Annotated in this window: 22 protein-coding genes; 13 read left to right on the top strand and 9 right to left on the bottom strand. The window is 36.8% G+C overall.

Features of this window, described 5'->3' with window-relative positions:
* Nucleotides 1-50 precede the first annotated feature (50 nt).
* Complete coding sequence (locus tag WFH39_RS10175) at nt 51-683, top strand: trimeric intracellular cation channel family protein (RefSeq protein ID WP_076393091.1); 633 nt, start codon at nt 51-53, stop codon at nt 681-683.
* A 124-nt stretch (nt 684-807) separates the two neighbouring features.
* Here the strand turns inward: WFH39_RS10175 and WFH39_RS10170 are convergent, their stop codons facing one another.
* Nucleotides 808-1,377: a DUF2892 domain-containing protein gene (locus tag WFH39_RS10170; RefSeq protein WP_214588540.1), complete on the bottom strand. Its 570-nt coding sequence runs from the start codon at nt 1,375-1,377 to the stop codon at nt 808-810.
* A 101-nt stretch (nt 1,378-1,478) separates the two neighbouring features.
* On the bottom strand, nt 1,479-1,964 hold the full coding sequence (locus WFH39_RS10165; RefSeq protein ID WP_214588539.1) for a dihydrofolate reductase: 486 nt from the start codon (nt 1,962-1,964) through the stop codon (nt 1,479-1,481).
* Between the two features lie 76 nt (nt 1,965-2,040).
* Between WFH39_RS10165 and WFH39_RS10160 the strand changes: the two genes are divergently transcribed.
* From WFH39_RS10160 to WFH39_RS10140, 5 genes are all read left to right on the top strand, one after another.
* Nucleotides 2,041-2,649 carry a LemA family protein gene (locus WFH39_RS10160; protein ID WP_116098466.1) on the top strand — a complete coding sequence of 203 codons (609 nt, stop codon included), beginning with the start codon at nt 2,041-2,043 and terminating at the stop codon, nt 2,647-2,649.
* A complete protein-coding gene (locus WFH39_RS10155; RefSeq protein WP_336689817.1) occupies nt 2,649-3,080 on the top strand; it encodes a TPM domain-containing protein in 432 nt (143 codons plus the stop codon). The genes WFH39_RS10160 and WFH39_RS10155 overlap by 1 nt, the downstream gene beginning before the upstream one ends.
* The gene (locus tag WFH39_RS10150) at nt 3,061-3,879 is read left to right on the top strand and encodes a TPM domain-containing protein (protein ID WP_288461435.1); all 819 of its coding nucleotides are present in this window, start codon (nt 3,061-3,063) and stop codon (nt 3,877-3,879) included. The genes WFH39_RS10155 and WFH39_RS10150 overlap by 20 nt, the downstream gene beginning before the upstream one ends.
* Before the next feature lie 249 nt (nt 3,880-4,128).
* Nucleotides 4,129-4,650, top strand: coding sequence for an NAD(P)H-dependent oxidoreductase (locus WFH39_RS10145; protein ID WP_076393105.1), 522 nt, complete (start codon nt 4,129-4,131; stop codon nt 4,648-4,650).
* Between the two features lie 6 nt (nt 4,651-4,656).
* Nucleotides 4,657-6,534, top strand: a complete 1,878-nt coding sequence (locus WFH39_RS10140) for a monovalent cation:proton antiporter-2 (CPA2) family protein (protein WP_336689816.1) — start codon at nt 4,657-4,659, stop codon at nt 6,532-6,534.
* A 117-nt stretch (nt 6,535-6,651) separates the two neighbouring features.
* Here the strand turns inward: WFH39_RS10140 and WFH39_RS10135 are convergent, their stop codons facing one another.
* Nucleotides 6,652-7,470: a head GIN domain-containing protein gene (locus WFH39_RS10135; protein ID WP_336689815.1), complete on the bottom strand. Its 819-nt coding sequence runs from the start codon at nt 7,468-7,470 to the stop codon at nt 6,652-6,654.
* A gap of 58 nt (nt 7,471-7,528) precedes the next feature.
* On the opposite strand from WFH39_RS10135, the gene WFH39_RS10130 reads away from it, so the two are divergent.
* Both WFH39_RS10130 and WFH39_RS10125 read left to right on the top strand, forming a co-directional pair.
* Nucleotides 7,529-9,670, top strand: coding sequence for a M3 family metallopeptidase (locus WFH39_RS10130; protein ID WP_336689814.1), 2,142 nt, complete (start codon nt 7,529-7,531; stop codon nt 9,668-9,670).
* Nucleotides 9,671-9,886: 216 nt separating this feature from the next.
* A complete protein-coding gene (locus WFH39_RS10125; protein ID WP_336689813.1) occupies nt 9,887-10,264 on the top strand; it encodes a YchJ family protein in 378 nt (125 codons plus the stop codon).
* Nucleotides 10,265-10,592: 328 nt separating this feature from the next.
* Here the strand turns inward: WFH39_RS10125 and WFH39_RS10120 are convergent, their stop codons facing one another.
* Both WFH39_RS10120 and WFH39_RS10115 read right to left on the bottom strand, forming a co-directional pair.
* A complete protein-coding gene (locus tag WFH39_RS10120) occupies nt 10,593-11,093 on the bottom strand; it encodes an FKBP-type peptidyl-prolyl cis-trans isomerase (protein WP_087711621.1) in 501 nt (166 codons plus the stop codon).
* A gap of 80 nt (nt 11,094-11,173) precedes the next feature.
* Nucleotides 11,174-11,425, bottom strand: coding sequence for a VF530 family protein (locus WFH39_RS10115; protein WP_336689812.1), 252 nt, complete (start codon nt 11,423-11,425; stop codon nt 11,174-11,176).
* A gap of 119 nt (nt 11,426-11,544) precedes the next feature.
* Here WFH39_RS10115 and WFH39_RS10110 point away from each other — a divergent pair, with 119 nt between their 5' ends.
* From WFH39_RS10110 to WFH39_RS10100, 3 genes are read left to right on the top strand one after another with little or no spacing between them, the layout of a single operon-like run.
* On the top strand, nt 11,545-11,697 hold the full coding sequence (locus tag WFH39_RS10110) for a hypothetical protein (protein WP_336689811.1): 153 nt from the start codon (nt 11,545-11,547) through the stop codon (nt 11,695-11,697).
* Nucleotides 11,694-12,899: a metallophosphoesterase family protein gene (locus tag WFH39_RS10105; protein ID WP_336689810.1), complete on the top strand. Its 1,206-nt coding sequence runs from the start codon at nt 11,694-11,696 to the stop codon at nt 12,897-12,899. The genes WFH39_RS10110 and WFH39_RS10105 overlap by 4 nt, the downstream gene beginning before the upstream one ends.
* A 3-nt stretch (nt 12,900-12,902) precedes the next feature.
* A complete protein-coding gene (locus WFH39_RS10100; RefSeq protein ID WP_336689809.1) occupies nt 12,903-15,932 on the top strand; it encodes an AAA family ATPase in 3,030 nt (1,009 codons plus the stop codon).
* A 77-nt stretch (nt 15,933-16,009) separates the two neighbouring features.
* Here the strand turns inward: WFH39_RS10100 and WFH39_RS10095 are convergent, their stop codons facing one another.
* Together WFH39_RS10095 and WFH39_RS10090 are read right to left on the bottom strand one after the other, a co-directional pair.
* Nucleotides 16,010-17,035, bottom strand: a complete 1,026-nt coding sequence (locus WFH39_RS10095; protein ID WP_336689808.1) for an LLM class flavin-dependent oxidoreductase — start codon at nt 17,033-17,035, stop codon at nt 16,010-16,012.
* A gap of 125 nt (nt 17,036-17,160) precedes the next feature.
* Complete coding sequence (locus tag WFH39_RS10090) at nt 17,161-19,302, bottom strand: S9 family peptidase (protein ID WP_336689807.1); 2,142 nt, start codon at nt 19,300-19,302, stop codon at nt 17,161-17,163.
* A 1,127-nt stretch (nt 19,303-20,429) separates the two neighbouring features.
* Here WFH39_RS10090 and WFH39_RS10085 point away from each other — a divergent pair.
* Together WFH39_RS10085 and ygiD are read left to right on the top strand one after the other, a co-directional pair.
* Nucleotides 20,430-20,942 carry a YceI family protein gene (locus tag WFH39_RS10085; protein ID WP_214588522.1) on the top strand — a complete coding sequence of 171 codons (513 nt, stop codon included), beginning with the start codon at nt 20,430-20,432 and terminating at the stop codon, nt 20,940-20,942.
* 77 nt (nt 20,943-21,019) lie between these two features.
* On the top strand, nt 21,020-21,847 hold the full coding sequence (ygiD, locus tag WFH39_RS10080) for a 4,5-DOPA dioxygenase extradiol (RefSeq protein WP_336689806.1): 828 nt from the start codon (nt 21,020-21,022) through the stop codon (nt 21,845-21,847).
* Nucleotides 21,848-21,904: 57 nt separating this feature from the next.
* On the opposite strand, the gene WFH39_RS10075 is transcribed toward ygiD, so the two are convergent.
* Both WFH39_RS10075 and WFH39_RS10070 read right to left on the bottom strand, forming a co-directional pair.
* Entirely contained in the window at nt 21,905-22,171 is a 267-nt protein-coding gene (locus WFH39_RS10075; protein ID WP_214588520.1) for a hypothetical protein, read from the bottom strand.
* A 258-nt stretch (nt 22,172-22,429) separates the two neighbouring features.
* Nucleotides 22,430-23,926 (bottom strand): S8 family peptidase, encoded by a 1,497-nt coding sequence (locus WFH39_RS10070; protein WP_336689805.1) that lies wholly within the window; start codon nt 23,924-23,926, stop codon nt 22,430-22,432.
* Nucleotides 23,927-24,029 lie beyond the last annotated feature (103 nt).

Here is a 24,029-nt window from a genome sequence, read left to right as displayed (position 1 = left end):
ATTGATCATTGATTTTTCATTCATCAATAATCATTTATCATTCATAAAACATGCACGAACAGTTCAATTTTGCCATAGAAGTCTTGGGAACGATATCATTTTCGATGTCGGGAAGTTTTGCGGCAATGCAGAAACGTCTCGATCCTTTCGGTGTTCTGATTATTGCTTTTGTAACTTCTGTCGGCGGGGGAACTGTGAGAGATCTTCTGCTTGATATTCCGGTTTTCTGGATGCATGATCTTCTTACATGCGCATTGATTATCCTGACCAGTATTTTTACTATGATTTTTAAATCTTTTGAAAAAAATTTCAGGGTAACTTTATTTATTTTTGACAGTTTCGGACTGGGATTGTTTACGATTATTGGCGTTCAGAAGGGGTTAAATGCAGATATTCATCCATTAATCTGTATCGGATTGGGAACAATTACAGGTTGTTTCGGTGGAATTATCAGGGATATATTGCTCAACAGAATTCCTTTAATTTTCAGGAAAGAAATTTATGCAACCGCTTGTATTGTGGGAGGTTCAGCTTTTTTACTGCTGACAAAATTTACGACTTTAACGTATACTATCGTTCAGATTTTCACCATTCTATTAATTGTTTCCATAAGAACTTTAGCCGTGAAATATCATTGGCAAATCCCGAAATTTTACGGGTATGAGAATAACTCTGAGATGTAACTGCCGATTTATTTGGCTGAAGCCGTCAACTTTGCACCCATAAGCCGGGCTAAATCCCGTCCCTATTGATAACAAAAAAGCACCTAAAAAATTTAGATGCTTTTATTTTTGATCAGGTTATTCATTAAAAGAATTTCCCTCTGTTTCTCATATTCGGGTTATGCATATGTTTCTGCATCGTTGGCATTTTCAATTGCTCCTTCATCATTTTGATCTGGTCGGTCATCATTCCTGCACTGTCTAATCGTTTTGCTTCGTCCAGAAGTTTTTGTCCTTCCTGTTTTCTTCCTTTAGAAATTGCTGCTGCAGCAAGATTTAAAGTTGCCATAGCTCTGTCATGCTTCATGTTAAGACCATACTCCAAAGCTTTTTTCATGAAAGGTTCCACTTTTGTAGGATGATCCTGAGCTTGTGTTAATCCCATTAAATAGTGGAAATATCCATACTGCGTTTTATGAAGTTGTTTTTTGTAATCTGTGATATTTTTAAGCCACTCTCCTGCTTTTTCCATATTCTGCTTTCTCAACTGCCAGAAAGCCAAAAGAATATATTCATTTTTAAAGAAAAGCAGAATAGGTGCTGCAGCCAAAAGGAACACAACGATTCCCCAGCCTAAGTTTCTCGTAAAGAACATCATATACAGTCCTAAAAGAATAAGAACCGCTGCAACTGCAATTTTTATATATTTATTCATTATTAAATTTTAGAAGTGCAAAGATAAGAAATTTAAGATTCAAAGTTTAAGGTTCAGCGTCTAAAGTTTTGTATTAAATCCTGAACTGAGAACTTTAAACATTAAATTCTTTCAAACGTTTGAAAACAGAAATCATACTGATTTTTTTCGTCTTTCTCATGGCAGATTTCGTCTGTTTTTTTCCAGATCTTCGGATCGATTTTTGGAAAAAAAGTATCGGCTTGAAGATCAGCTTTTACCAAAGTTACTTCCAGTTTATCAACAATATCCATCGTCTGTTCATAAATTTTTCCGCCTCCGATGATGAAAACTTCTTCATCTATCTTTTTAGCAAATTTTACGGCTTCTTTAATGCTTCCGACGATTAAAATCCCTTCTTCGAACCAGTCGGTTTTTCTGGACACAACAATATTGGTACGATTGGGAAGCGGTTTCCCGATACTTTCATATGTCTTTCTTCCCATGATCACCGGATGCCCCGAAGTGATTTCTTTAAAGTGTTTCAGATCTTTAGGAAGATGCCAAAGCAACTGATTTTCAAAACCAATTTCGTTCTTCTCTCCCATTGCCACCACAATTGTTGTCATTCAAATAAATTTTTACAAAATTAGCACATAATTTGTATATTTGGTTAGCACAAAACATATTAAAAAAATTCAAACTATGAAAAATAAAGGTTGTCTGAGCGCAGGAACTATTGGTATCGCTCTTCTTATTATTGTCGCAGTTATTTTCTTCTGGGGCAAAAACGGCTACAACAGCTTTGTAGACAAAGAACAGACGGTTAATGCAAAATGGTCTAACGTAGAAACTGTTTATCAGAAAAGAGCAAATCTTATCCCGAATCTCGAAAGAACGGTAAAATCTTATTCCAAATTCGAGCAGGAAACCTTAACGAAAGTTGTTGAGGCACGTTCTAAAGCAACTTCCATTAACATTGATCCTACCAATATGACCGAGCAGGATGTTGCCAGATTTCAGGCTGCACAGGGAGAATTATCCGGAGCTTTAAGCAGATTGATGGCTGTAGTAGAATCTTATCCTAATTTAAAAGCAGATCAGCAATACATTAATTTCCAGAGAGAGTATATCGCGATAGAAAACAGCATCAGAACAGAAACTGTTTATTATAATGATGCCGCAAAAGATTATAATGTATCAATAAAGCAATTCCCTAATAATATTCTGGCGAATTTCACCAACTTTAAAGAAAAACCTTTGTTCAAAGCGGAAGCAGGAGCAGAAAAGGCACCTGAAGTATTCTCAGAATAATGGCAACCAATTTCTTAACAAATCAGCAGATAGCTTCCCTCGTGGAAGCTATTCAGTCAGCAGAAGAGCATTCTACCGGCGAGATCAGGGTGCATATCGATTCCAATACGGATGAAGACAATGCAAAAATTGCTTTCAAAGTTTTTGAAGAATTGTGCCTGAACAAAACCAAAGAAAGAAATGCGGTGCTTTTTCATGTCAATTTTGAACAGAAATATCTTACCATCATCGGAGATACCGGAATTCATGCAAAAGTAAGCCAGTCTTACTGGGATCATCTGCACGACTATATTACGTCTGAATTTGCCAAAGGAAATTATTATCAGGCTTTAAAAAGCGGAATTCTGGAAACCGGACTGGAACTAAAAAAATATTTTCCTGTAACGGGAGAAAACCACAACGAACTTCCTAATGAAATTACGTTCTCTTAAAATAGTTTTTTCATTTTTACTGGTATGCTTTTACACTTTTGTATCAGCACAATATACCATTCCTCCAAAACCAGACGTTCTGTATCCTGTTTATGACGATGCCAATCTTCTGAAGAAGGAGGAAAAAGATGCGCTTAATAAAAAACTGATCGCATTTGCAGATTCTACCTCTACAGAGATTGAAGTTGTTATTATTCCTTCCACAAAAGGAGAAGACATTAATTTTCTGGCAACCATGTTTGGCGAAAAATGGGGGATCGGAAAAAAAGATGTCGATAACGGGATTGTTTTTCTTATTGCAACCGAAGACCACACCATGTCTATCCAGCAGGGAAGAGCCGTGGAACAATATCTTACTGCATCTGTTGCAGGACAGATATTGGACTATATTGTAACTCCTCATTTTAAGCAAGGCGAATGGTACGAAGGCATTAATGGCGGGACATCGGCAATTATGGAAGCGGTTCAGGGGAAATTTAAACCTTTGAACAACCGTGAAAGCGGAAATGGAGACGGAAGTATTTTTAAAATTATCATCATTGCATTTGTTATCTTCATTATTATTGCCATCCTATTCGGAAACAAAGGAGGAGGAAAAGGCGGCGGAAATTATGACGACGACGATGTGATCCTTTCCAGAAGAGGTCGCAGAAATTATCCGGGTGGATTTTTCCCTTTTCCGGGCAGCTTTGGCGGCGGAGGATTTGGTGGTGGAAGTTCCGGCGGCGGAGGCGGCGGTTTTGGAGGCTTCGGCGGAGGCGGAAGTTTCGGAGGCGGTGGTGCTTCCGGAGGATGGTAGAATTTTATTCCTGCTTTAAATTTACTCAGTTTTTAAATTGAAATAAACACATACAATAAATAATCGGTCATTTTTTGATCGATTTTTTTTATTATCAGCTTTATAAAATGTTAATACGTTAAAAATCAAAATCATTTATTCCATTTATATCATTAAAAACATCCTTTTTACTATTAAAAAATTATTAAACTGCTACAAAACCCTCCTTTACTTCAAAAATTTTTCATTATATTTACGTAAAACAGGTTTATGAAGAAGACGTTGGTAGTTTTTGCGCATCCTTATTTAGAGCACTCAAACTCGAATGCAGAGCTCATTAATTTCTATGTTCGTCATCAGCATTTTACGCTTCGGGATATTTACGAAGAGTATCCTAATTTTCATATCGCCGCTTTCAGGGAAAGAAAAAGAATAAAAAATTATGACCGCTTTATTTTCCAGTTTCCGCTCATCTGGTTCGGAATGCCGCCTTTGTTAAAACTCTGGATCGATGAGGTTTTCGACCGCGACTGGCTTAAAGAAGATCATCACAATCCTTTGGAGGGAAAAGAGGTTTACATTCTGGTAACCACCGGCGGAAAAGAAAGATCGTTCAGCAAGGAAGGAACCTATCAGTTTACCGTAGAGGAACTGATCAGTGGACTTATAGTCTCTCTGAATGTTTTTAAAGCCAACATTAAAAATATAAAAATCGTTTACGAAGCCAACAAGCTTTCAAAAAAAGAAATTATCGTACACAAACAGCAGTTTGTAGAACTTCTCAACCAATAAAAATTTATGGAAACAAGCTTAGCAATGAACACTCTTATTTTCTTAGGCGTAGCCATCATTATGGTTCCGCTGGCAAGAAAATTCGGGCTGAGTTCTGTCATCGGGTATATTGCAGGCGGAATTATTATTGGCCCTTATGTTTTAAAATTAACCGGAAAAGATGTTAACGACATTATGCACGCCAGTGAATTTGGAGTTATCATGCTTTTGTTTTTAGTAGGTCTGGAGCTGGAACCCCGAAAATTCTGGGATATGCGGAAGAAGATTGTCGGACTCGGCTTAACGCAGATGCTTTTAACGATTTCCCTCCTATTTCTCGTATTTATCTGGGCAGGCTGGAAGATTGATAAAGCCATAGCCGTTGCCATGTGTTTTGCGTTATCATCTACAGCAATTGTGCTGCAGACTTTACAGGAAAAAAACAACTTAAAAACATTAGCTGGAGAAGCATCTTTTTCCACTTTGCTGTTTCAGGATATTGCGGTGATTCCAATTTTAGCAATCCTTCCGCTAATTGCCAATTACAAATCCAGACATCACGATAACGAAATTCAGGTGCTCATACAGACTCTTCCGGAATGGATGCAGTTTGCGACCGTTATTTTGGGAGTGGTTATTTTAATTTTACTGGGGCGGTATGTTTTTGTTCCTTTTTTAAGATATGTCTCGAAATCCGGAATGTCGGAGCTTTTAACGGCCTCTTCCCTATTTTTGGTTATCGGAGTTTCCGAACTTATGGTTGCTATTGGTTTGTCTCCCGCTTTAGGAGCTTTCCTTGCAGGAGTCATGTTAGCCAACAGCGAATTCCGCCACGAACTGGAAGCACAGATTGATCCCTTCAAAGGATTATTGCTTGCCGTATTTTTTGTAAGTGTGGGTTCCACAATGAATTTTAATATCATTCAGAAAGATCCTACCTTTATTTTCACCACCGTGTTTGCGGTTTTAGCCATAAAATTTATTGTTTTATTTCTTATTGGGAAGTTTTTCAAAATAGATACTCCACAAAGTCTGTTTTATGCTTTTGCGCTTTCGCAGGTGGGAGAATTTGCTTTTGTCCTCATTAATTATGCTTCAAGTCTTTATCTTCTGCCTTCTGAACTCAATGCGCAGATGATGGCTGTAACGGCAATTACCATGTGCATCACGCCGTTTCTATTAATTATTAATGATAAACTTATTACTCCGAGATTCATAAAAGAAGTTCCTGATCCCGATAATGATTTTAATATTCTGGACGGTAATATTCAGCAAAAGAAAATCATCATCGTAGGATTCGGACATTTTGGAAGTACAGTCGGAAGACTTTTAAAAGCGAATAAAATTCCGGCAACGGTTTTAGACCGGGATTCTGACCGTGTAAAATTATTGAGAAGTTACGGTTTTAAGGTGTATTATGGCGATGCTACCAAAATTCCCACATTACGGGCAGCAGGAATTGAGGATGCCGAAATTCTGGTGCTGTGTCTTGATGATCCCGATGACAATAAATTTGTCGCCGATATTGTAAGAGAAAATTATCCACAGGTAAAAATCTTTGTGCGTGCCAAAAACAGAATAGATTCTTATGAATATTTAAACAGCGGAATTCATAATATCTACCGCGAAACTCTGGGAACCGCAGTAGATATGGCAGTTGATGTTCTTCATGCAACCGGAATGCGGAAATACGCAGCAAGACGTCTCGGACAGAGATTTATGACTATTGACAAAGCTTCCATCCGAAAGTTAGCCAAATCGGATCATGATGACGAAATTCATCTTTTTACCACAAAAGAAATCCTCCTGCGAGAGGAGGAATTACTGGCGTATGATAATCTTAATTTTGATAATCAGCAATGGGAAGATTCTTCTAATGATGAAGAGGATGAAGATGAAAATTAATAGCTTACATTTGGTTTAAATAAACTAATCAGTGATCATTTTAACGCTATCTCCACAAAGATTTTTATCTCAAACGTTTAATTTTCCGTTCGCAATGGCATTTCACTCAGCAAAGCATTACTGAATAGTCACGCTTCCGCCACTGCTTTCGTTTTTGGTAATATTGGTAACGTTTCCTTTTTTATACACATTCACGCTTCCGCCGGAAGATGCTTCTGCATTAATGGAAGAAGAAGCACTGATGTCTACGCTCGCTCCGCTGGATGAATCTGTTTTCAGATTCTGAACTATAACATCTTTGGCAGAAACACTGCTTCCTGATGAAGCACTGATCTCCGCATTTTTAGCTTTACCGGAAAGATCCAGACTTGCAGCAGATGAAGCATCTACATCAAGATCTACCGCCCAGATTTTTCCGTCGAAATTTCCGCTGCTGTCTATGGAAATAGTAAATTTATTCGCCTCAAGATCTCCGGAAACAGCTCCTGAACTGGAAACCTCAATCTCCATTTTATCCTGTACAAATTTATCCTTCACTTTTATGCTTGCCGCAGAATTGGCATTTAATTTTGAAAAATCTTTTGTGTAAATTCTTGCAGAAACATTATGGGAATCCATCACACGGATTCCTGATTTATAATGAATATGAAGTTCTCCTCCACTGTTGTCTACCAGAACCTCATCGATAATATTTTTCGGAGCAGAAATTACTACCTTTTCAAAATCTGCTTTTATCACTTCAGCTTCGATCGCCTGTGAAACTTCGATTTCATCAAAATCACCCGTCACTTCTTTATGGCTCATCGGTCCGTTGTCTTTCGTTACTACTTTTTCCACCCAGCTTTTCTGTTCGTTTCCATTATGATGTCGGTCATTTTTATCGCAAGAAGCCAGAAGTGCTATCGCTGAAAAAAGAAAAATAGTCTGTGATCTCATGTTTATTATTTTATGAATTAAGTTTTAAGTATCTTTATACCTTATTAACAACTAATTTATGAAAAATATTACATCGGTATTATTAATTTCTGCATTAGCATTCAACCAATCATGTACAACAATGAAAAAAACCGATAGCCAACAGGAAGTTCCAGCTCCGGACGCATCGCTTTCATCGAATCCTTTCATGAAAAAAAGCAAACTTCAGTATGAAGCTCCTGAATTTGACAAAATTAAAAATGAACATTTTAAACCCGCTTTTGATTTCGGTCTGAAACAGCATGACGCTGAAATTTTAAAAATCGCCAACAATTCTGAAGCACCAACGTTTGAAAACACCATCGTAGCTCTGGAAAAAAGCGGTGAAGTTCTGAAAAGAGCTCAAATCATATTTTCAAATCTTACGAGTGCCAATACAAATCCTACGTTACAGGCACTTGATGAAGAATATGCTCCAATCTTTGCAGCCCATTCTGATAAAATGTATCTGAATGAAAATCTTTACAAAAGAATAAAAGCGATTTCTGAGAATGGTTTAGACTCTGAAAGCAAAAGGTTATTACAATATTACAAACAGAATTTCGAAATTGCAGGAGCCAATCTTTCTTCTGCGGATAAAGAAAAACTAAAGCAGATCAATCAGGAACTGGCTTCATTGTCGACGCAATATTCCAACAAATTGCTTGAAGCGAGAAAGCAGGGAGGCGTTTTCTTTACAGATGTGAAGGAACTGGACGGACTTTCCGCCGATGAAATTGCTGCGGCAGCTTCTGATGCCAAAAATGCAGGAAAACCGGGACAGTATCTTTTAGCATTACAAAACACTACACAACAACCTCTTTTACAGAATCTTAAAAACAGAGCAACAAGAGAAAAACTCTTCAAAGCATCATGGACAAGAGCTGAAAAAGGGGATGGAAATGATACAAGGGAAACCATTGAAAAATTAGCGAAATTAAGACTGAAAAAAGCTCAGGTTTTAGGTAAAAAAAGTTTCGCAGAATGGAAATTGCAGGATCAGATGGCAAAAACGCCGGAAGCTGCAACAAAATTAATGAACCAGATTGCGACTCCTGCCGTAGAAACAGCAAGACGCGAGGCAAAAGATATTCAGGATCTGATCGATCAGCAGAAAGGAGGTTTCAAAGTTGAACCATGGGACTGGAATTTTTATGCTGAACAGGTAAGAAAGGCAAAATTTGATCTTGATGAAAGCGAAATCAAGCCTTATTTTGAAATTACAACCGTTTTGGAAAAAGGAGTATTCTTCGCTGCTGAAAAATTCTACGGATTAACTTTCAAAAAGAGAACGGATCTTCCGGTTTATCATCCTGATGTGGTAACGTATGAAGTTTTCGATCATGACGGAAAATCCATTGCCATTTATTATCTGGATTTCTACACGAGGGATTCTAAAAACGGAGGAGCTTGGATGAGCAATTTCGTAGAGCAGTCTTATTTATTGGGAACAAAACCTGTGATTGTAAACTGCTACAATTATCAGAAACCGGCTCCGGGAAAACCTTCTTTAATAAGTTATGATGATGTTTCCACTATTTTCCATGAATTCGGACATTCTATTCACGGGATGTTTGCCAGTCAGAAATACCCTTCCCTTTCCGGAACCAATGTACCGAGAGATTTCGTGGAATTCCCTTCACAGATTAACGAACACTGGGCTTTAGATCCTGTTGTTTTAAAGAACTACGCTTTACATTACGAAACAAAACAGCCCATTCCGCAAACTTTGGTTGATAAAATTAAAAAAGCAGCAACTTTCAATCAGGGATATATGACCACGGAACTGGTTTCTGCGGCTGAATTAGATATGGATTGGCATACAGTAACCAATGAAAGCCTGTTAATTCCCGTTTTAGATTTTGAAAAAGAATCTTTAGCAAAGCACGGATTTACTTTGGCAACGGTTCCTCCAAGATATCATACGCCTTATTTTGCACACATTTGGGGCGGTGGTTATTCTGCAGGATACTATGCTTATTTATGGTCTGAAACTCTGGATAACGATGCATGGGAATGGATTTCTAAAAACGGTGGTTTGACAAGAGAAAACGGAGACCGTTTCAGAAAATACATTCTGTCTGTAGGAAATTCTGTTGACTTGAATCAGGCATTCAGAGATTTTACAGGACACGATCCGGATATTAAGCCTTTATTGAGAAACAGAGGTTTTATTAAATAAATTTTTAAAAGCATTCAATTTTTGGATGCTTTTTTTTGATTTAAACACTAATAACACAAATGTTTTTCACTAATAACACAATTAAATATTTCGCGGATTTCGCAAATGACTCAGATTTTAAAATTATAAAAGATAAAAGTCTGTAAAAATTCGTGAATTCGTGGCAGGCAAAAAAACTAATAATTCATGTACATTTGTATTTAAAATTTAGGAAAAATGAATTGTCCCTGCTGTTCCGGAAAGACTTACGAAGAATGCTGTAAACCTTATCATACAAAAGAAAAATTTGCTCCGACTGCAGAAGCCTTGATGCGTTCAAGATTTTCGGCGTTTGCGATTCCGAACGGAAAATATTTGATGGAAACCACTTCGCCGAGTAAAAGGCAGTTTCACAATACGAAAGATTTACAGGAATGGGGAGAAATTAATAAGTGGACAAAACTGGAAATTGTAAATAAGCCTTCTATGAATAAAGTGGAATTCAAAGCTTTTTATACCGATGAAAACGGAGAAAACCATGTTCATCACGAATTATCTACTTTTAAAATGATCCAGAACCGCTGGTTTTATGTGAGCGGTGAATTTCTTGATTAGATTAAAAAATTTCCCACTAATTTCACAGATTATTGATTCTCAAAATGAAAAATTTTTATGATTACCCGCTATTAAACATACTGTTTTTTAACGCAAAGGACTCGCAAAGATTCTTTATATACTAACTGTTTTTAAGTTCGCAAAGGCGTTTCACTCAGCAAAGAACTCAAAGCTTTTTCCAATTATGACAAATTACGGATAATCATAAAAATCTTTGATTTTCAGCTTAGGTTTTCTAAAATATTTCCAAGGATTTGAACTGAAAACTTATGTGTAAAAAAAATGTCCGGCATTTCTGCCGGACATTTATATTTTATTGAGAAAACTCTTAGTGCGCTTCGTTTCCGTCTACTCCGTGAGCGTGACCGTGAGACAACTCTTCTTCCGTTGCAGGACGTGTGTTTAAGATTTCAACTTGGAAATCTAACGTTTTCCCAGCCATCGGGTGATTAAGATCTGCTACTACAGCTTCCGGAGTTACCTCAACCACAATTGCCTGAAAGTTATTTCCCTGATTGTCGGACAATGGTAAAATTGCTCCTACAGGTGGAATTCCTGCTTCCTGGAACATATCGATCGGCAACTGAGCAATTGCATCAGGCTGTCTTTCACCATACGCTTCTTCAGGCTTAATCGTAAAATCAGCTTTATCTCCAGCCTGTAAGCCGTGGATATTCTGTTCAAATTTTGGAATCATCATTCCTACTCCATACAAAAATGTAAGTGGATTTTCTGCTGTTGTTTCTTCTACAAGAATTTTACTTCCATCCGGCTCAATAGTATGTAGGATATACTTTACAGCTACAACGTGATTGTTTTCGATTGTCATATTTTATTCTTTTTTCGTGATTGTTTTCACGATTAACGGCACAAAGATACTGTTTTTGAAATCATTGACCGAAGAAATATCTATCTGTCTTTTTTTCTTTCGCTGCGTTTTTTTTCTCTCTGTACAAAAAGGTATAAACTTTCCACTTTGGCTCTTGCCCAGTCGGTTTTTCTTAAAAATTTCAGAGAAGAATTAATACTGGGATTGTCTGTAAAACATCGGATATTGATCTGTTCACCAAGTTTTTCAAAACCGTTATAATATTCTACCAGTTCTTCAAGAATGGCATCTAGTCTTTTTCCGTGAAGAGGATCTTTAGATTGTTGTTCCATGCTGTAAAATTAAAATGTTTTATCTGACTTGCCGAGTAAAATTGTTTAAACTCTTAATCTTTAGTATTTTTGATGAAGGTATTTCTTACCTACAAAAATTACTCATTCTCAGAATACATATGAGCAAAAATAACGAAACCAACAGGAAAAAGAATAAAAAACTGATCGATCAGAAAAAACGCAAAGCACAAAATGCAGAAACGGAAAGAAAAGCACGTCTAAAACAGATTCGGGAAGATTTTAAAGCAAGAGAAGACAACAATACATTATGAAAATCCTTCACACCGCCGACTGGCATTTAGGAAAACGACTGGACCGATTTTCCCGGCTTGAAGAACAGACTCTGGTCATGGACGAAATTATTCAGATTGCTGATGAACAGCATGTGGATTTAATCCTGATTGCCGGTGATCTTTTTGATAATTTCAATCCCAGTGTAGAAGCTGTGGAACTGTTCTACAAAACATTAAAACGTTTATCCTTAAACGGGAAACGTCCCGTTATTGTAATTGCAGGCAATCACGACTCTCCCAACCTGATCAATGCGCCGGATCCTTTGGCTTGTGAATGCGGAATTATTCTCATCGGTCATCCAAAAGCAAAAATTTCCCCTTTCGAAACAGAATTTTTCTACATTTCTAGTTCTGAAGAAGGTTTTCTCGAAATCAAATTTAAAGATTCCGAAATTCCCGTTCGTATTTTGCATACACCATATGCCAACGAAATTCGTTTAAAAGAATATTTTGGTGAAAATAAAGAAGAAGAAATCAACAAAGTTTTAGCCGAAAACTGGAAAAATCTTGCCGACGAATTTTGTGACGAAAATGGCATCAATATTCTGACCGCCCATTTATATATGAATAAAAAGGGTGGTGAAATTCTGGAAGAACCGGAAGGAGAAAAACCTATTAAAATTGGGAATGCAGACCTTATTTTTTCAGATATCATTCCGGATCAGATTCAATATACGGCTTTGGGACATCTGCATGCTTTTCAGAATATCGGAACTCCGGAAAAACCTGTGATATATTCTTCGTCTCCACTTTGTTACAGCTTCAGTGAAGCCGGACAGAAAAAATACATCTCTGTTATTGATGCAGAACCCGGAAAAAATGTTTCTTGTGAAAAAATTCAATTACAGAACGGAAGAATTTTAGCCCGAAAAACATTCGATTCCGTAGAAAAAGCTGTTCATTGGCTTATTGAAAATCCAAATACTTTCGTTGAACTGACACTGGAAAGCGAAACGTTTCTGACTGCCGATGAAAGGAAGCTTCTTTATCAATCTCATAACGGAATTGTCTATTTAATTCCAAGAATTAATAATCAAAATATTAATGAAAATACTATTCAGGAGATTAATTTAAACCAAAATATAGAATCGCTTTTTCAGGATTATTTTAAATCGAAAAACGGCGGACAGAAAGCCAATGACGACCTGATGAATTTGTTTAACGAAATTTTAAATGCTTAAGCCATGATCCCTGTTCAGCTAACTCTTGAAGGACTTTACTCTTATCAGCAACGTCAGATTATTGATTTTAAAAATCTTACCGATGCCGGATTATTCGGAATCTTCGGTTCTGTAGGTTCCGGAAAATCATCTGTTCTTGAAGCCATCTCTTTTGCACTTTACGGCGAAACAGAACGTCTGAACATGCGTGATAAAAGAGCTTATAATATGATGAATTTAAAATCGAACGCTTCTTACATTGAGTTTGATTTTTTAAATTATGAAAATAAACTTTTCCGCGCTGCCAGAGATTTTAAACGGAACTCTAAAAAATTTGACGATGTAAAACCGAGCTCAGTCACTTTTTATGAAAATGTAGACAATAAATGGATTCCTTTAGAGCACTCCAACGCAGAGCAGATTATAGGTCTAAGTTATTCGAATTTTAAAAGAACGATCATTATTCCGCAAGGTCAGTTTAAAGAATTTCTGGAACTGGGCGCTGCAGAAAGAACGAATATGATGAAGGAAATCTTCGGGCTTCAGCGTTACGATCTGCAAAATAATGTTGCTTCTCTCAATATAAAAAACAGATCCGAGCTGGATCAGTTGAACGGACAACTGAAAGGTTTTGAGGAAATTAATGAAGAAATAATTTTACTGCAAAAAGAAAATTTAAAAACCGAACAGCAAAAACTTCAGGAAGCTAAAGAAAATTTTCAGAAAATTAATGAAAGTTATCAACAGCTTAAAAGTCTGAAAGCTGATTTTGAAAATCTACAACAGAAAAAAGAAAACTTAAACACGCTATCCAATCAAAAAGCCGAAATTGATCTTTTGGAAGCCCAGACGGATTTGTATGACCGTATTTCCAGAATTTTTAATCCTCTACTTTCTGAAAAAGAAAAACTTTCCAAAGAAATTTCAGGAAAGCAGTCTGAAGCAGAACAGCAGAACAAAATTGTTCAGGAAACAGCATTAGAATTTAATACTGTAAAAGAACACATTTCTAGTCTTCAGCCAAAGTTTGAGACCTTAGAACAATCTAAAATTCAGGAAAATGATTTAAATCTCATTCTACAGATTCTGAAATATTCGGATGAAGTTAAAAACCTTAAAGAAAGAACACAAAAAGGATCGAAAGAAGTAAATGAAGTTGAAGAAAAAAGAAAAAATATTCAGCAGAATATTGATCAGCTTTCTCTGGAAATAGAAAAACTGAAAACAAAAAAACTTGATTCTACTCTACTTTTAAATATCGGAAACTGGTTTATTCAGCAGAAAAACTTCAGAAAAGCGCAGAAAGATCAAACCGAAAAAATTCAGAAACAGGAATTACAGATTCAGCAAATTTCAGAAGAATTAAAAGCTTTTCCTGAAAACTTTAAAGAAGATTTTAGAGCCCAAAAAGAAACTTTAGAAGCTCAGAAGAAGGAATTTTCACACAAATTAGATCATTTAAAAATTCAGCAGGAACTTGCCAGATTTTCCAGCGAAATTCATCACGGCGAAGCCTGTCCGCTTTGTGGATCTTCTGAACATCCGAATATTGTAGAGTTTCATGATGTAAATACAGAATTAGAGGAAGTTCAGCAGAAAATTCAATCTGCAGATCAGGAATTAGTCGGTCTTCAGAAGCAGGAAAATGAGGCTGATAAAATTCTGGAAAGAAAAAGCATATTTGAAAATCAACTGAAAATTGAGCAGGAAACTTTTTCGAGAATTCAAAATGATCTTGAAAACCACCTGGAAAATTTTACCTGGACTGAATTCAATCCTGAAAATGAGGCTGAATTTGAGCAGAAACGTTCGCAATCTTTAGAAACGGAAAAGCAGATCGAGCAGATTAATCAAAACATATCTGTACAGAGAGCATCTTTGGCGAAAGAACTGGAAAATCTGGAAAAATATCAAAAGGCGCTGGAAAATTTTAAAATTCAGGAAGCGAAAAAAGAAGAGCAGATTAATACCAACCGTTCTAATTTAAAAATATTGATCTGGGAGAATTATCATCAGAAATCATCCGGAGAAGTTGAAGATATTTATGAAAAACTTTCACAGTCCAATATTGAAACGGAGAAAAATTATCAGGAATTAATCCAAAAAGAGAAAGAAATTTCACCCAAACTGGCGGAACAAAAAACCATTTTAAGCCAACTGGAAAAACAGATTTCAGAATTAAAATCTGAAATTGCATCTAATCTGGAAACTATTGAGAAAGCTTTGTTGGAAAATAATTTCACCGATTTTTCCCAGATTGAAAATATTTTAAAGAAGAAAATCAACGTAAAAGAAGCCAGAGACAAAATTCAAAAATTTAAAATAGATTTTGAAATCTTAAAGAACGGAATCGCAGAATTAGAATTAAAGCTAAAAGATTTTTCTTTTGACAGCGAACTTTTTGCCACACGAGAAAAAGAATTCAGTGAAGCCGAAATTGAATTAAACCAAATCAATAATTCCATTGTAAAATATACGACAGAAATTGTAAGGCTCGAAAAAGAATACCGTAAAAAAGAAGATCTCCTGAAAGAACAATCAAAACTTCAGAAACGTGCCGAAAATCTGAAAGTGATGACCAATTTGTTCAAAGGAGCCGGTTTTGTACAGTATGTTTCGTCGATTTATCTTCGTCAGTTATGCGATCATGCGAATGTAAGATTTCACAGGATGACCCGAAATCAGCTGAGTCTTCAGCTTAACGAAAATAATGATTTCGAGATTATTGATTACCTTAACGAAGGCAGAAGCCGGAGTGTAAAAACCTTATCCGGCGGACAGGCTTTTCAGGTTTCATTAAGTCTTGCTCTTGCTTTGGCAGAAAGTGTGCAGTCCAATGCTCAGTCGGATAAGAACTTCTTTTTTATTGATGAAGGTTTCGGAACTCAGGACTTAGAATCTGTAAATATTGTGTTTGAAACCCTGAATGCTCTTCAAAAAGAAAATAGAATTGTAGGAATTATCTCGCACGTGGAAGAACTGAAAGAAAAAATTCCGGTCGCACTGGAAATCGTGAAAGATGAAGAGCGTGGAAGTCTGATCAAAATTGTTTAATTTATTTTTAGGAATTTTACTGACAATAGATCATTTATTAAAAAAACCTCCGCTGAAATTCAGCGGAGGTTTTGTTTTTAAAGATCTTGGATGAGTGGTTTTACTTCTTTGCCAAACAGCTCGATAGATTTCATCATAAGATCATGCTCCGGAGCTCCCACATCCATGTGTCCGATAAATCTTGTAATGCCGAAAATTTCTTTCAGGTAGGCAATTTTATCTGCCACTTCTTTCGGAGTACCGATGAACAACGCTCCTTCTTTGCTTCTTCCGCCGTCATACTGCATTTTCGTGTAAGGAGCCCAACCTCTGGAAGAACCGATTCTGTCCATCTGCGATTTATAGTTGTGGAAATATCCTTCAATCACTTCCGGATCATCACTTACAAAAGTGTGCGAATGAACGGCGATCTGCATTTTGGAAACATCATGACCTGCTTTTTTATATTCCTGTTTGTAGAATTCAATTAAATTTCTGAATTGTACAGGCATTCCTCCGATGATTGCCACTACTAAAGGCATTCCCAATTCCGCAGCACTTAAAACCGACTGCGGAGTTCCGCCTACTGCTCTCCAGATGGGCAGTTTTCCTTCATTTTTTGCTCTCGGATAAACGGTTTGATTCTGCATCGGTGCACGAAGTTTTCCTTTCCAGGTTACATTTTCCTGAGAATTGATTTTAAGCAGTAAGTCTAATTTTTCATCAAAAAGTTCCTCATAATCGTTTAAAGAATATCCATACAACGGAAACGATTCGATGAAACTTCCTCTTCCGACGAAAATTTCAGCACGACCGTCTGAAATTAAGTCCAGAGTCGAGAAATCTTCATATACTTTTACAGGCTCTGATGAACTTAAAACCGTAACACCACTCGCTAATTTTATATTTTTTGTAATACCTGCCGCTGCAGCCAGAACAATTTCCGGAGAAGAAACCGCATAATCGGGACGGTGATGTTCTCCCATGGCAAAAACATCAATTCCCACCTCATCCATGAATTTTACCTGCTCCAGAATTTCACGAATCTTTACACCTGCATCTTTATATTTTCCTATTGTCTGGTCGAAAGCAAGATCGCCAAACATTCCTATTCCTAATTCCATATTGTTGATTTTATAGTACAAATTTACGGCAACCGAAAATCAGATGCATTGATGTTTGATAAGAATAGATTCTAAATAATTCTAAACAAAAAAATCCAGTCTATATTTACACTGGATTTTACTATTTACTTTTTCAGATTCTGATCAAAATAATCTGTTACTTTCTGCATAAGATGCACTCTGTCTTTTCCGATCACGTTGTGCGGATGTCCCGGATATACAAAATAATCCAACTGAACACCGTTATCAACCGCAGATTTGATGAATTTAACCGAATGCTGCCAAACCACAACATCATCCTGTGCTCCGTGAATCATTAATAATTTTCCTTTCAGATTCTGAACTTTATCCAGAAGATTGGCTGCTGCATATCCTTGCGGATTTTCCTGTGGAGTATCCATGTATCTTTCGCCATACATGATCTCATACATACTCCAGTCGATAACAGGTCCTCCTGCAACGCCCACTTTGAAAACATCCGGCTTACGAAGCATGAAGCTTGTCGTCATAAATCCTCCGAAGCTCCATCCATGAATTCCCATTCTTTCGGAATCTACGTAAGGAAGAGATTTTAAATACTCTACTCCTTTCATCTGGTCGTTCATTTCTGTGGTTCCCAGATTTCTGAAAACTGCCTGCTCGAATTTTAAACCACGGTTAGAAGAACCTCTTCCATCCATCGTGAATATGATGTATCCGTTTTGAGCCATGTATTCGTACCAAAGATTTCCGGATGCCGGGAAAGAATTGGTTACTAATTGTAAATGCGGACCGTTGTATAAATAAACGATCACCGGATATTTTTTATTTTGATCAAAATTGGTCGGAAGAATCATTTTTCCATACAAAATTGTTCCGTCGTCGGCTTTTAAATTGATATTTTTAATTTCCGGACGCTGATAATTTTTCAGGGTATTTTCAGCGGTCAGAAGATTGTTTGTTTTTAAAGTATTCGTATTAATGATGTTGGCAACTCTTGGTGTATCGGCGTTGCTGTATACATCATACAGGAAATTTCCGTCGCTGCTTAACACTCCGGAGTGAACTCCTTCTGCGTTATCCACTCTCTGCATCTTAAAATTTGTCCAGTTGATTCTGTACAAATGCTTTTCCAGAGGAGTTTCTTTGGTGGAGGTGAAATAGATTTCTTTTTTCTTTTCATTGAAACCTAAAATATCCGTTACCAGCCAATCTCCTTTTGTAATCTGTGCAACAAGTCCTTTTTCCAGATTGTAGTGAAATAAATGATTATATCCTGTTCTCTGGCTCTGCCAGATGAAATCTGTATTGGAATTCGGAAAGAACGTTAAAGGATGTTGAGGTTCAACATATTTATCGCTGGTTTCTTCGAATAAAGTTTTCACTAAATTTCCTGTCGAAGCATCATATTGATTCATTTTCAGGTAATTCTGTCCTCTGTTCAGAACGCCTACAAAAATATATTTTGAATCCGGACTCCAGGTAACAGCCGTTAAGTACTGATCCTTTTCTCCTTCAATATTTAAGAAGGTTGTGTTCTGAGTTTTAATATTGAAAACTCCCAGAGTTACCTGATGAGACGTTTTTCCCGCCATCGGATATTTGATATTGTGATTTACAGCAGGAGTTACAGACCAGTCAATAACCGGATAATCTGCAACCATCGTCTGATCCATTCTGTAGAACGCCACACTCTCTGAATTTGGTGCCGGGAAAATTCCGGTATCAATTCCGAATTCGTTTCGGTGAACGTTGGAAGCTCCATTCAGTATATTTTCATCGGTATCATTGGTTACCGCAATGGTTTTTCCGTTTTTGTTAACGAATAAATTATTCTTTACCGTAAATGCAAAAGTCTGGTTATCCCCAAAAATCTTCATATTTTCAGCGTTATTATCCAAAGCAACGGAATTTTTTGTTTTCCAGTCGCTGCCGGATTTTTCTACCCATACCATTTTTCCGCCGGAATTAAAATATCCCTGAGAATTGCTGATGAATTTAATTTGTGGAACTGCTTTGAATTTATTGTTTGTTAAATTCTTATTCAACTGAGATAAAGAAACCAGCGTATCCTGTTTGTTGGTTTTCAGATCTGTGATTAAATATCCGCCTTTTACCGCCTGAATATAAGATTTTCCATCTGCAGACCATGAAAACTGCGAGATGTTTTTAACGGCTAAGTTGGTTCTCATTCCGTTAACTGCCTCCGCCATTGTGTATTTTTGGGTCTGAGCAAATGTACTACCTCCAAAAAACAGCATCCATAAAGATAATTTATATAATTTCATTGTATAAAATTGAATCCCTCAAAAATAAGAAATAAATATCAATGGTTAAGAAGTGTTAAAGCAAAATGAGAGTTTGGTTTTTTGTTGGTTGGTGATGGCAGTTTGCTGTTGTTTATTTTGAATTTATTTGAAGGAATTTTAAATCTTATTAAATGATAAACTGAGATTTCTGTTTTTATTGGAGCCTGCTTCGTTCTTATCACTTGTTAGGATTTTAACGCAAAATACGCAAAGGGATTATTTTAAATGATTTGGCGGATTTTCGTTCGCAACGGCGTTTCACTAAGCAAATGAGCAGTATGTCTTTTGTTCTGTAATACTACTATTAAAAGCATTTTCAAATCTTATTAAATCATAAACTGAGAATTCTGTTTTTATTGGAACCTGCTTCGTTATAAGCATTGGTTAGAATTTTAACGCAAAATACGCAATAGTTTTGTTTAAATGATTATGCAAAATTTTCGATCGCAATGGCACTTCGACAAGCTCAGCATAAACTAAACTTGTCTAAACTTTTTTACCGCAAAAGATGCAAAAGATTGTAACACTTTAGTAGTTTAAGTTTAATACTTAAATGGAAAAAAGAGCACATAAGTTAAAAAAAATCATAGATTTTTTCTCTTTGCAGACTTTTGAAATACTTTGAATAAATCCAATAAAGACTTTTGTGTACGATTTTTTGAGACTGCTTCGTCGCTTCAGAACTACGTTCGCAGACCTTCAGTCTGTTTGCAATGACGGGTAATGAATAACCGGCTTCAATCCTAGCCGTGATTGTAGCATTTGTCTGAGCTCATTTCTTTAGTTTCGGCGCGGCGCCCCCGCGCCGAAACTAAAGAAATAGCGAGTGCGGAAAGCGCGATAAGCTCCTGATTAAGTTGGAGAGTTTTTAAGTTGGGGAGTTGGAGGGTTGGAGGGTTTGAGCGTGTGAGTGTTTAAGAGTTTGAGTGTATGAGAATTTAAAGTTGTTTTGTTTTTCCTTAAAAAATATTTTGGGTTTTATCATTCATTGAAATGACAGGATTATGAAAAATACAGAGAACATCATTTCTTATCCTACGTCAATGATTTGCACTTCTCTTTTGATCTAAATTTGCAGTATAATTAACAACAAAAATATTAATACAATGGCAACAAAATGGAACCTAGACCCTGCTCACAGTGAAATTACTTTTAAAGTAAAACACATGATGATCTCTAATATCAAAGGAAACTTTACAGATTTTACGGCTGAAATTGATGCTGAAGACGATACTTTTGCGAATGCTAAAACAACAGCAACTATTCAGACAGCTTCTATCTCTACGCACAATACAGACAGAGATAACCATTTAAGATCGGCTGAATTCTTTAACGCTGAAGCCAATCCAACGATTACTTTCGAATCTTCTGCTTTGAACAATGAAGTAACAGGAAATTTAACGATTAACGGAATTACAAAGCCTGTAACGCTTGATGTTGATTTCAACGGAATTAATGTTGACCCATGGGGAAATACAAAAGCTGGTTTCTCTTTCGAAGGGAAAATCAACAGAAAAGATTTCGGACTGAACTGGAATGCTGCGCTTGAAGCGGGAGGTGTAATGGTAAGCGAAGAAGTAAAAATCGCCGGAGAATTACAGTTTGTAAAACAAGCATAAAACATAAAAAATCAAGGTAAAAGAGCAAAGGAACGTTATATTACCTTTGCTCTTTTCTGTTTTCGAGAATAAAAGAAATGAACCTCAACGATTTACAAAACATCAGCGAAAATTTTAATAATACCGAGAAAATGCCTGTTCTTTTTCTGGGACACGGTTCGCCGATGAATGCTATTGAAGAAAACCAATTTGTACAGGGCTTTCGAAAAGCTGCCGCTGAAATTCCGAAACCGAACGCTATTCTCTGTATTTCGGCACACTGGTTTACACAGGGAACGAAGGTAACGGCAATGGAAATGCCGAGAACGATTCATGATTTTGGAGGTTTTCCGCAGGCTTTGTTTGATGTACAGTATCCGGCTCCGGGAAATCCTGAACTGGCAAAAGAAACTGTAGAGTTACTGGCTCCGGTTGTGGTGGAAGAAGATCATAATTGGGGACTGGATCATGGAGCATGGTCGGTGATTAAACATATGTATCCGAATGCAGATATTCCTGTTATTCAGATGAGTATTGATTATACAAAATCTCCGCAGTATCATTTTGATTTAGCTAAGAAACTTAATAAGCTACGCGAAAAAGGAATTTTAATTATCGGAAGCGGAAATATTGTTCATAATTTGAGACTGATCGACTGGAAAAACATCAATACCGTCGGCGCCGGCTGGGACTGGGCGATTGAAGCCAGAGAGAAAACCAACAACTGGCTTTTGGACGGAAATTTCCGGAACATCATCGATTACCAGAAGCAGGGAACTTCGCTGCAATATGCAGTTCCTTCTCCTGATCACTATCTTCCTCTGATCTATACTTTAGGACTGAAGGAGAAATCTGAAAGCCTCAGTTTATTTAATGATGAATTAATTGGAGGATCTCTGAGTATGACGAGCGTGAGAATAGGATAAAAAAAACGGAAGATAATTTTTCTTCCGCTTTCTTTTTTATTAAGGGTAATGCTGTTATTACAATCTTTGGATACCAACAACATGAGGTTGTCCGTTAATCGGAGCATAAATTTCTACAATAGCTTCCCAAACTACCTCAGAAGGCGGCATTGAAGCAAGACATTTGTAACGGTAGTTTGTTCCGTTTACCAATTGTGTAGATACCGATTGAGGATTATAGTGTACGCCTACAAATCCTTGCATTGCTTCGTTAAATACTTTTTTATCTTCCGGTGTTAAAGGATGATAAGCTGTCCAGCCTCCTACTAATTCTTTTGTTTCCATGATTAATTATATTTTGTGTTCCTACTCTTTTGGCTTTTCGGATTTCGCCCCGTTTGAATGGTTTCTGGTCTCCAGGATTATTAAGTTTTGTTTGTGATCACACTTCAAAGTTACCACGCTTAAAATAAATATGTTAGCGTAGATTTACTCATTTTTTCATCTAAGTAGAAATACTTAATAGAATGATTCAGGAGAAATAAAAAAAGGAATATTGCTAATTAACAATACTCCTTTTTCTCTATTTTTTCGTTTAATTTTTTACTGAACTGCCTGTAAAACATTGATATTTCCGTATCCGTAATCTGAGTTCGGAGTCGGATAATAGGTTGCAGACTGTCTCATTTTATTAATGACCTGATCTCTCGTCCATGAAGGATTTTTAGCCCAGACCAACGCCGCAATTCCTGCGGTGGAAGCCGTTGCTACGGAAGATCCTCCCACATAATCTGTTTGTCCGTTATAGTAACTCAGTACCGGAATATTGCTTCCCGAAGCTCTTTCCATCTGATAAGTAAAATCGATTTCGCTTCCTGAATGGCAAACATCGCATTTCTGATTTGAAGTATTTTCTTTTACTCCTGTTATCGCTTGTGTTTCAGGCATCCATGCAGGAAAAATTACACCTACGAAATTGGTAAAACTGGTAGAAGTTCCACCTGCGCAGAAAATTAATTTTCCTTTTGAATACGCATATTTTACCCCATCTTCAATTTTTCCGACAGAAAAGATATGTCCCATCGACATTGAAATAATTTTTACACTGTTATTATTTCCCAGTTCTGTAAAGGCAATTTTCACTCCGTTTTGCTCGTGATATCCGTCCAGAACTACATTGGAAGCTGCTCTGTACGTTACCAGATTGGCATTGTAAGCCACACCAACCGGCTGTCCCTGATTGTTTCTAGGCGCTGCTGCTGCAGAAGCCATGCTTGTTCCGTGACCACATTTATCGGCAGAACCGTCGTATCCTGTACTCCATGGCCAGACTGAATCTACATACACTCCATTTTTACTGATGGTTCTTCCTGTAGAAAGTCCGTTATTAAAGCTGCTTCCTAATAAAGACTGCTCCGGAGAAACACCGCTGTCTATCACTCCGATGGTTACTCCTGCTCCGGTGCTATAGCTCCATGCATTAATGATATTGTGTTTCGTAAATGACCAAGGTGCTTTTGCATTAGGAGAAACGGTTGTATAATCCGCAGCATTCAAAGCGGTAGATTCAAATCCGCATCCTGAAGAGCTGCTGCTGGATTTTGCAGTTGCTCCGAATTGTTTTTCATTTTCAAAATAACGGTAATCTGCAGGTTCCAGATACCGGATGTTTTTCATTTTTCTGAGTGCAATCACTGTCTCCTGCTTCTCGATCGCAACATCAATCTGATTTAAATATTGGTCTGAAGACAGTAAAATTCTGTCGGTCTTTCCTTCATATTTTTTAATCAGATCTAAAATTTCGTTTTCAATAGCTTTGTTGTTCGCATCCAGACTTCTGTCGAAAGAAGAACCAAATCCGATGGAAGCAATTTTATTTCCCTGAAAAATTCCGCTCCATAAAAAGTGATCGGAAGATTCATTCCATGAAAATCTGCCTTTTGTTTTGATGGTTTCGTTGATTTTTTCATTGATCTGTTTTGCCGTTAAAGGATCTTTCTGAGTGATTTCTGTACTGGCAACATTGTTTTGAAGGTCGTCTCTGTTACATGAAGTAAAAACAAAGAACAACAATAAAAGGTAAAAAACATTTTTTCTCATATAAATACTATTTGATTGGTAAAACCAAGATATTAATTTACAATGAATTACCGAGCAACAGAATTTAAAAATTTATTATGCTTGAAATAATATTTCAAATTAA

The sequence above is a fragment of the Chryseobacterium sp. MMO-72 genome, from assembly GCF_037146035.1.
Taxonomy (GTDB): Bacteria; Bacteroidota; Bacteroidia; order Flavobacteriales; family Weeksellaceae; genus Chryseobacterium; species Chryseobacterium indicum.
The sequence above is the reverse complement of the archived record's forward strand: the minus strand, read 5'-3'. Positions and strand labels throughout refer to the sequence as shown.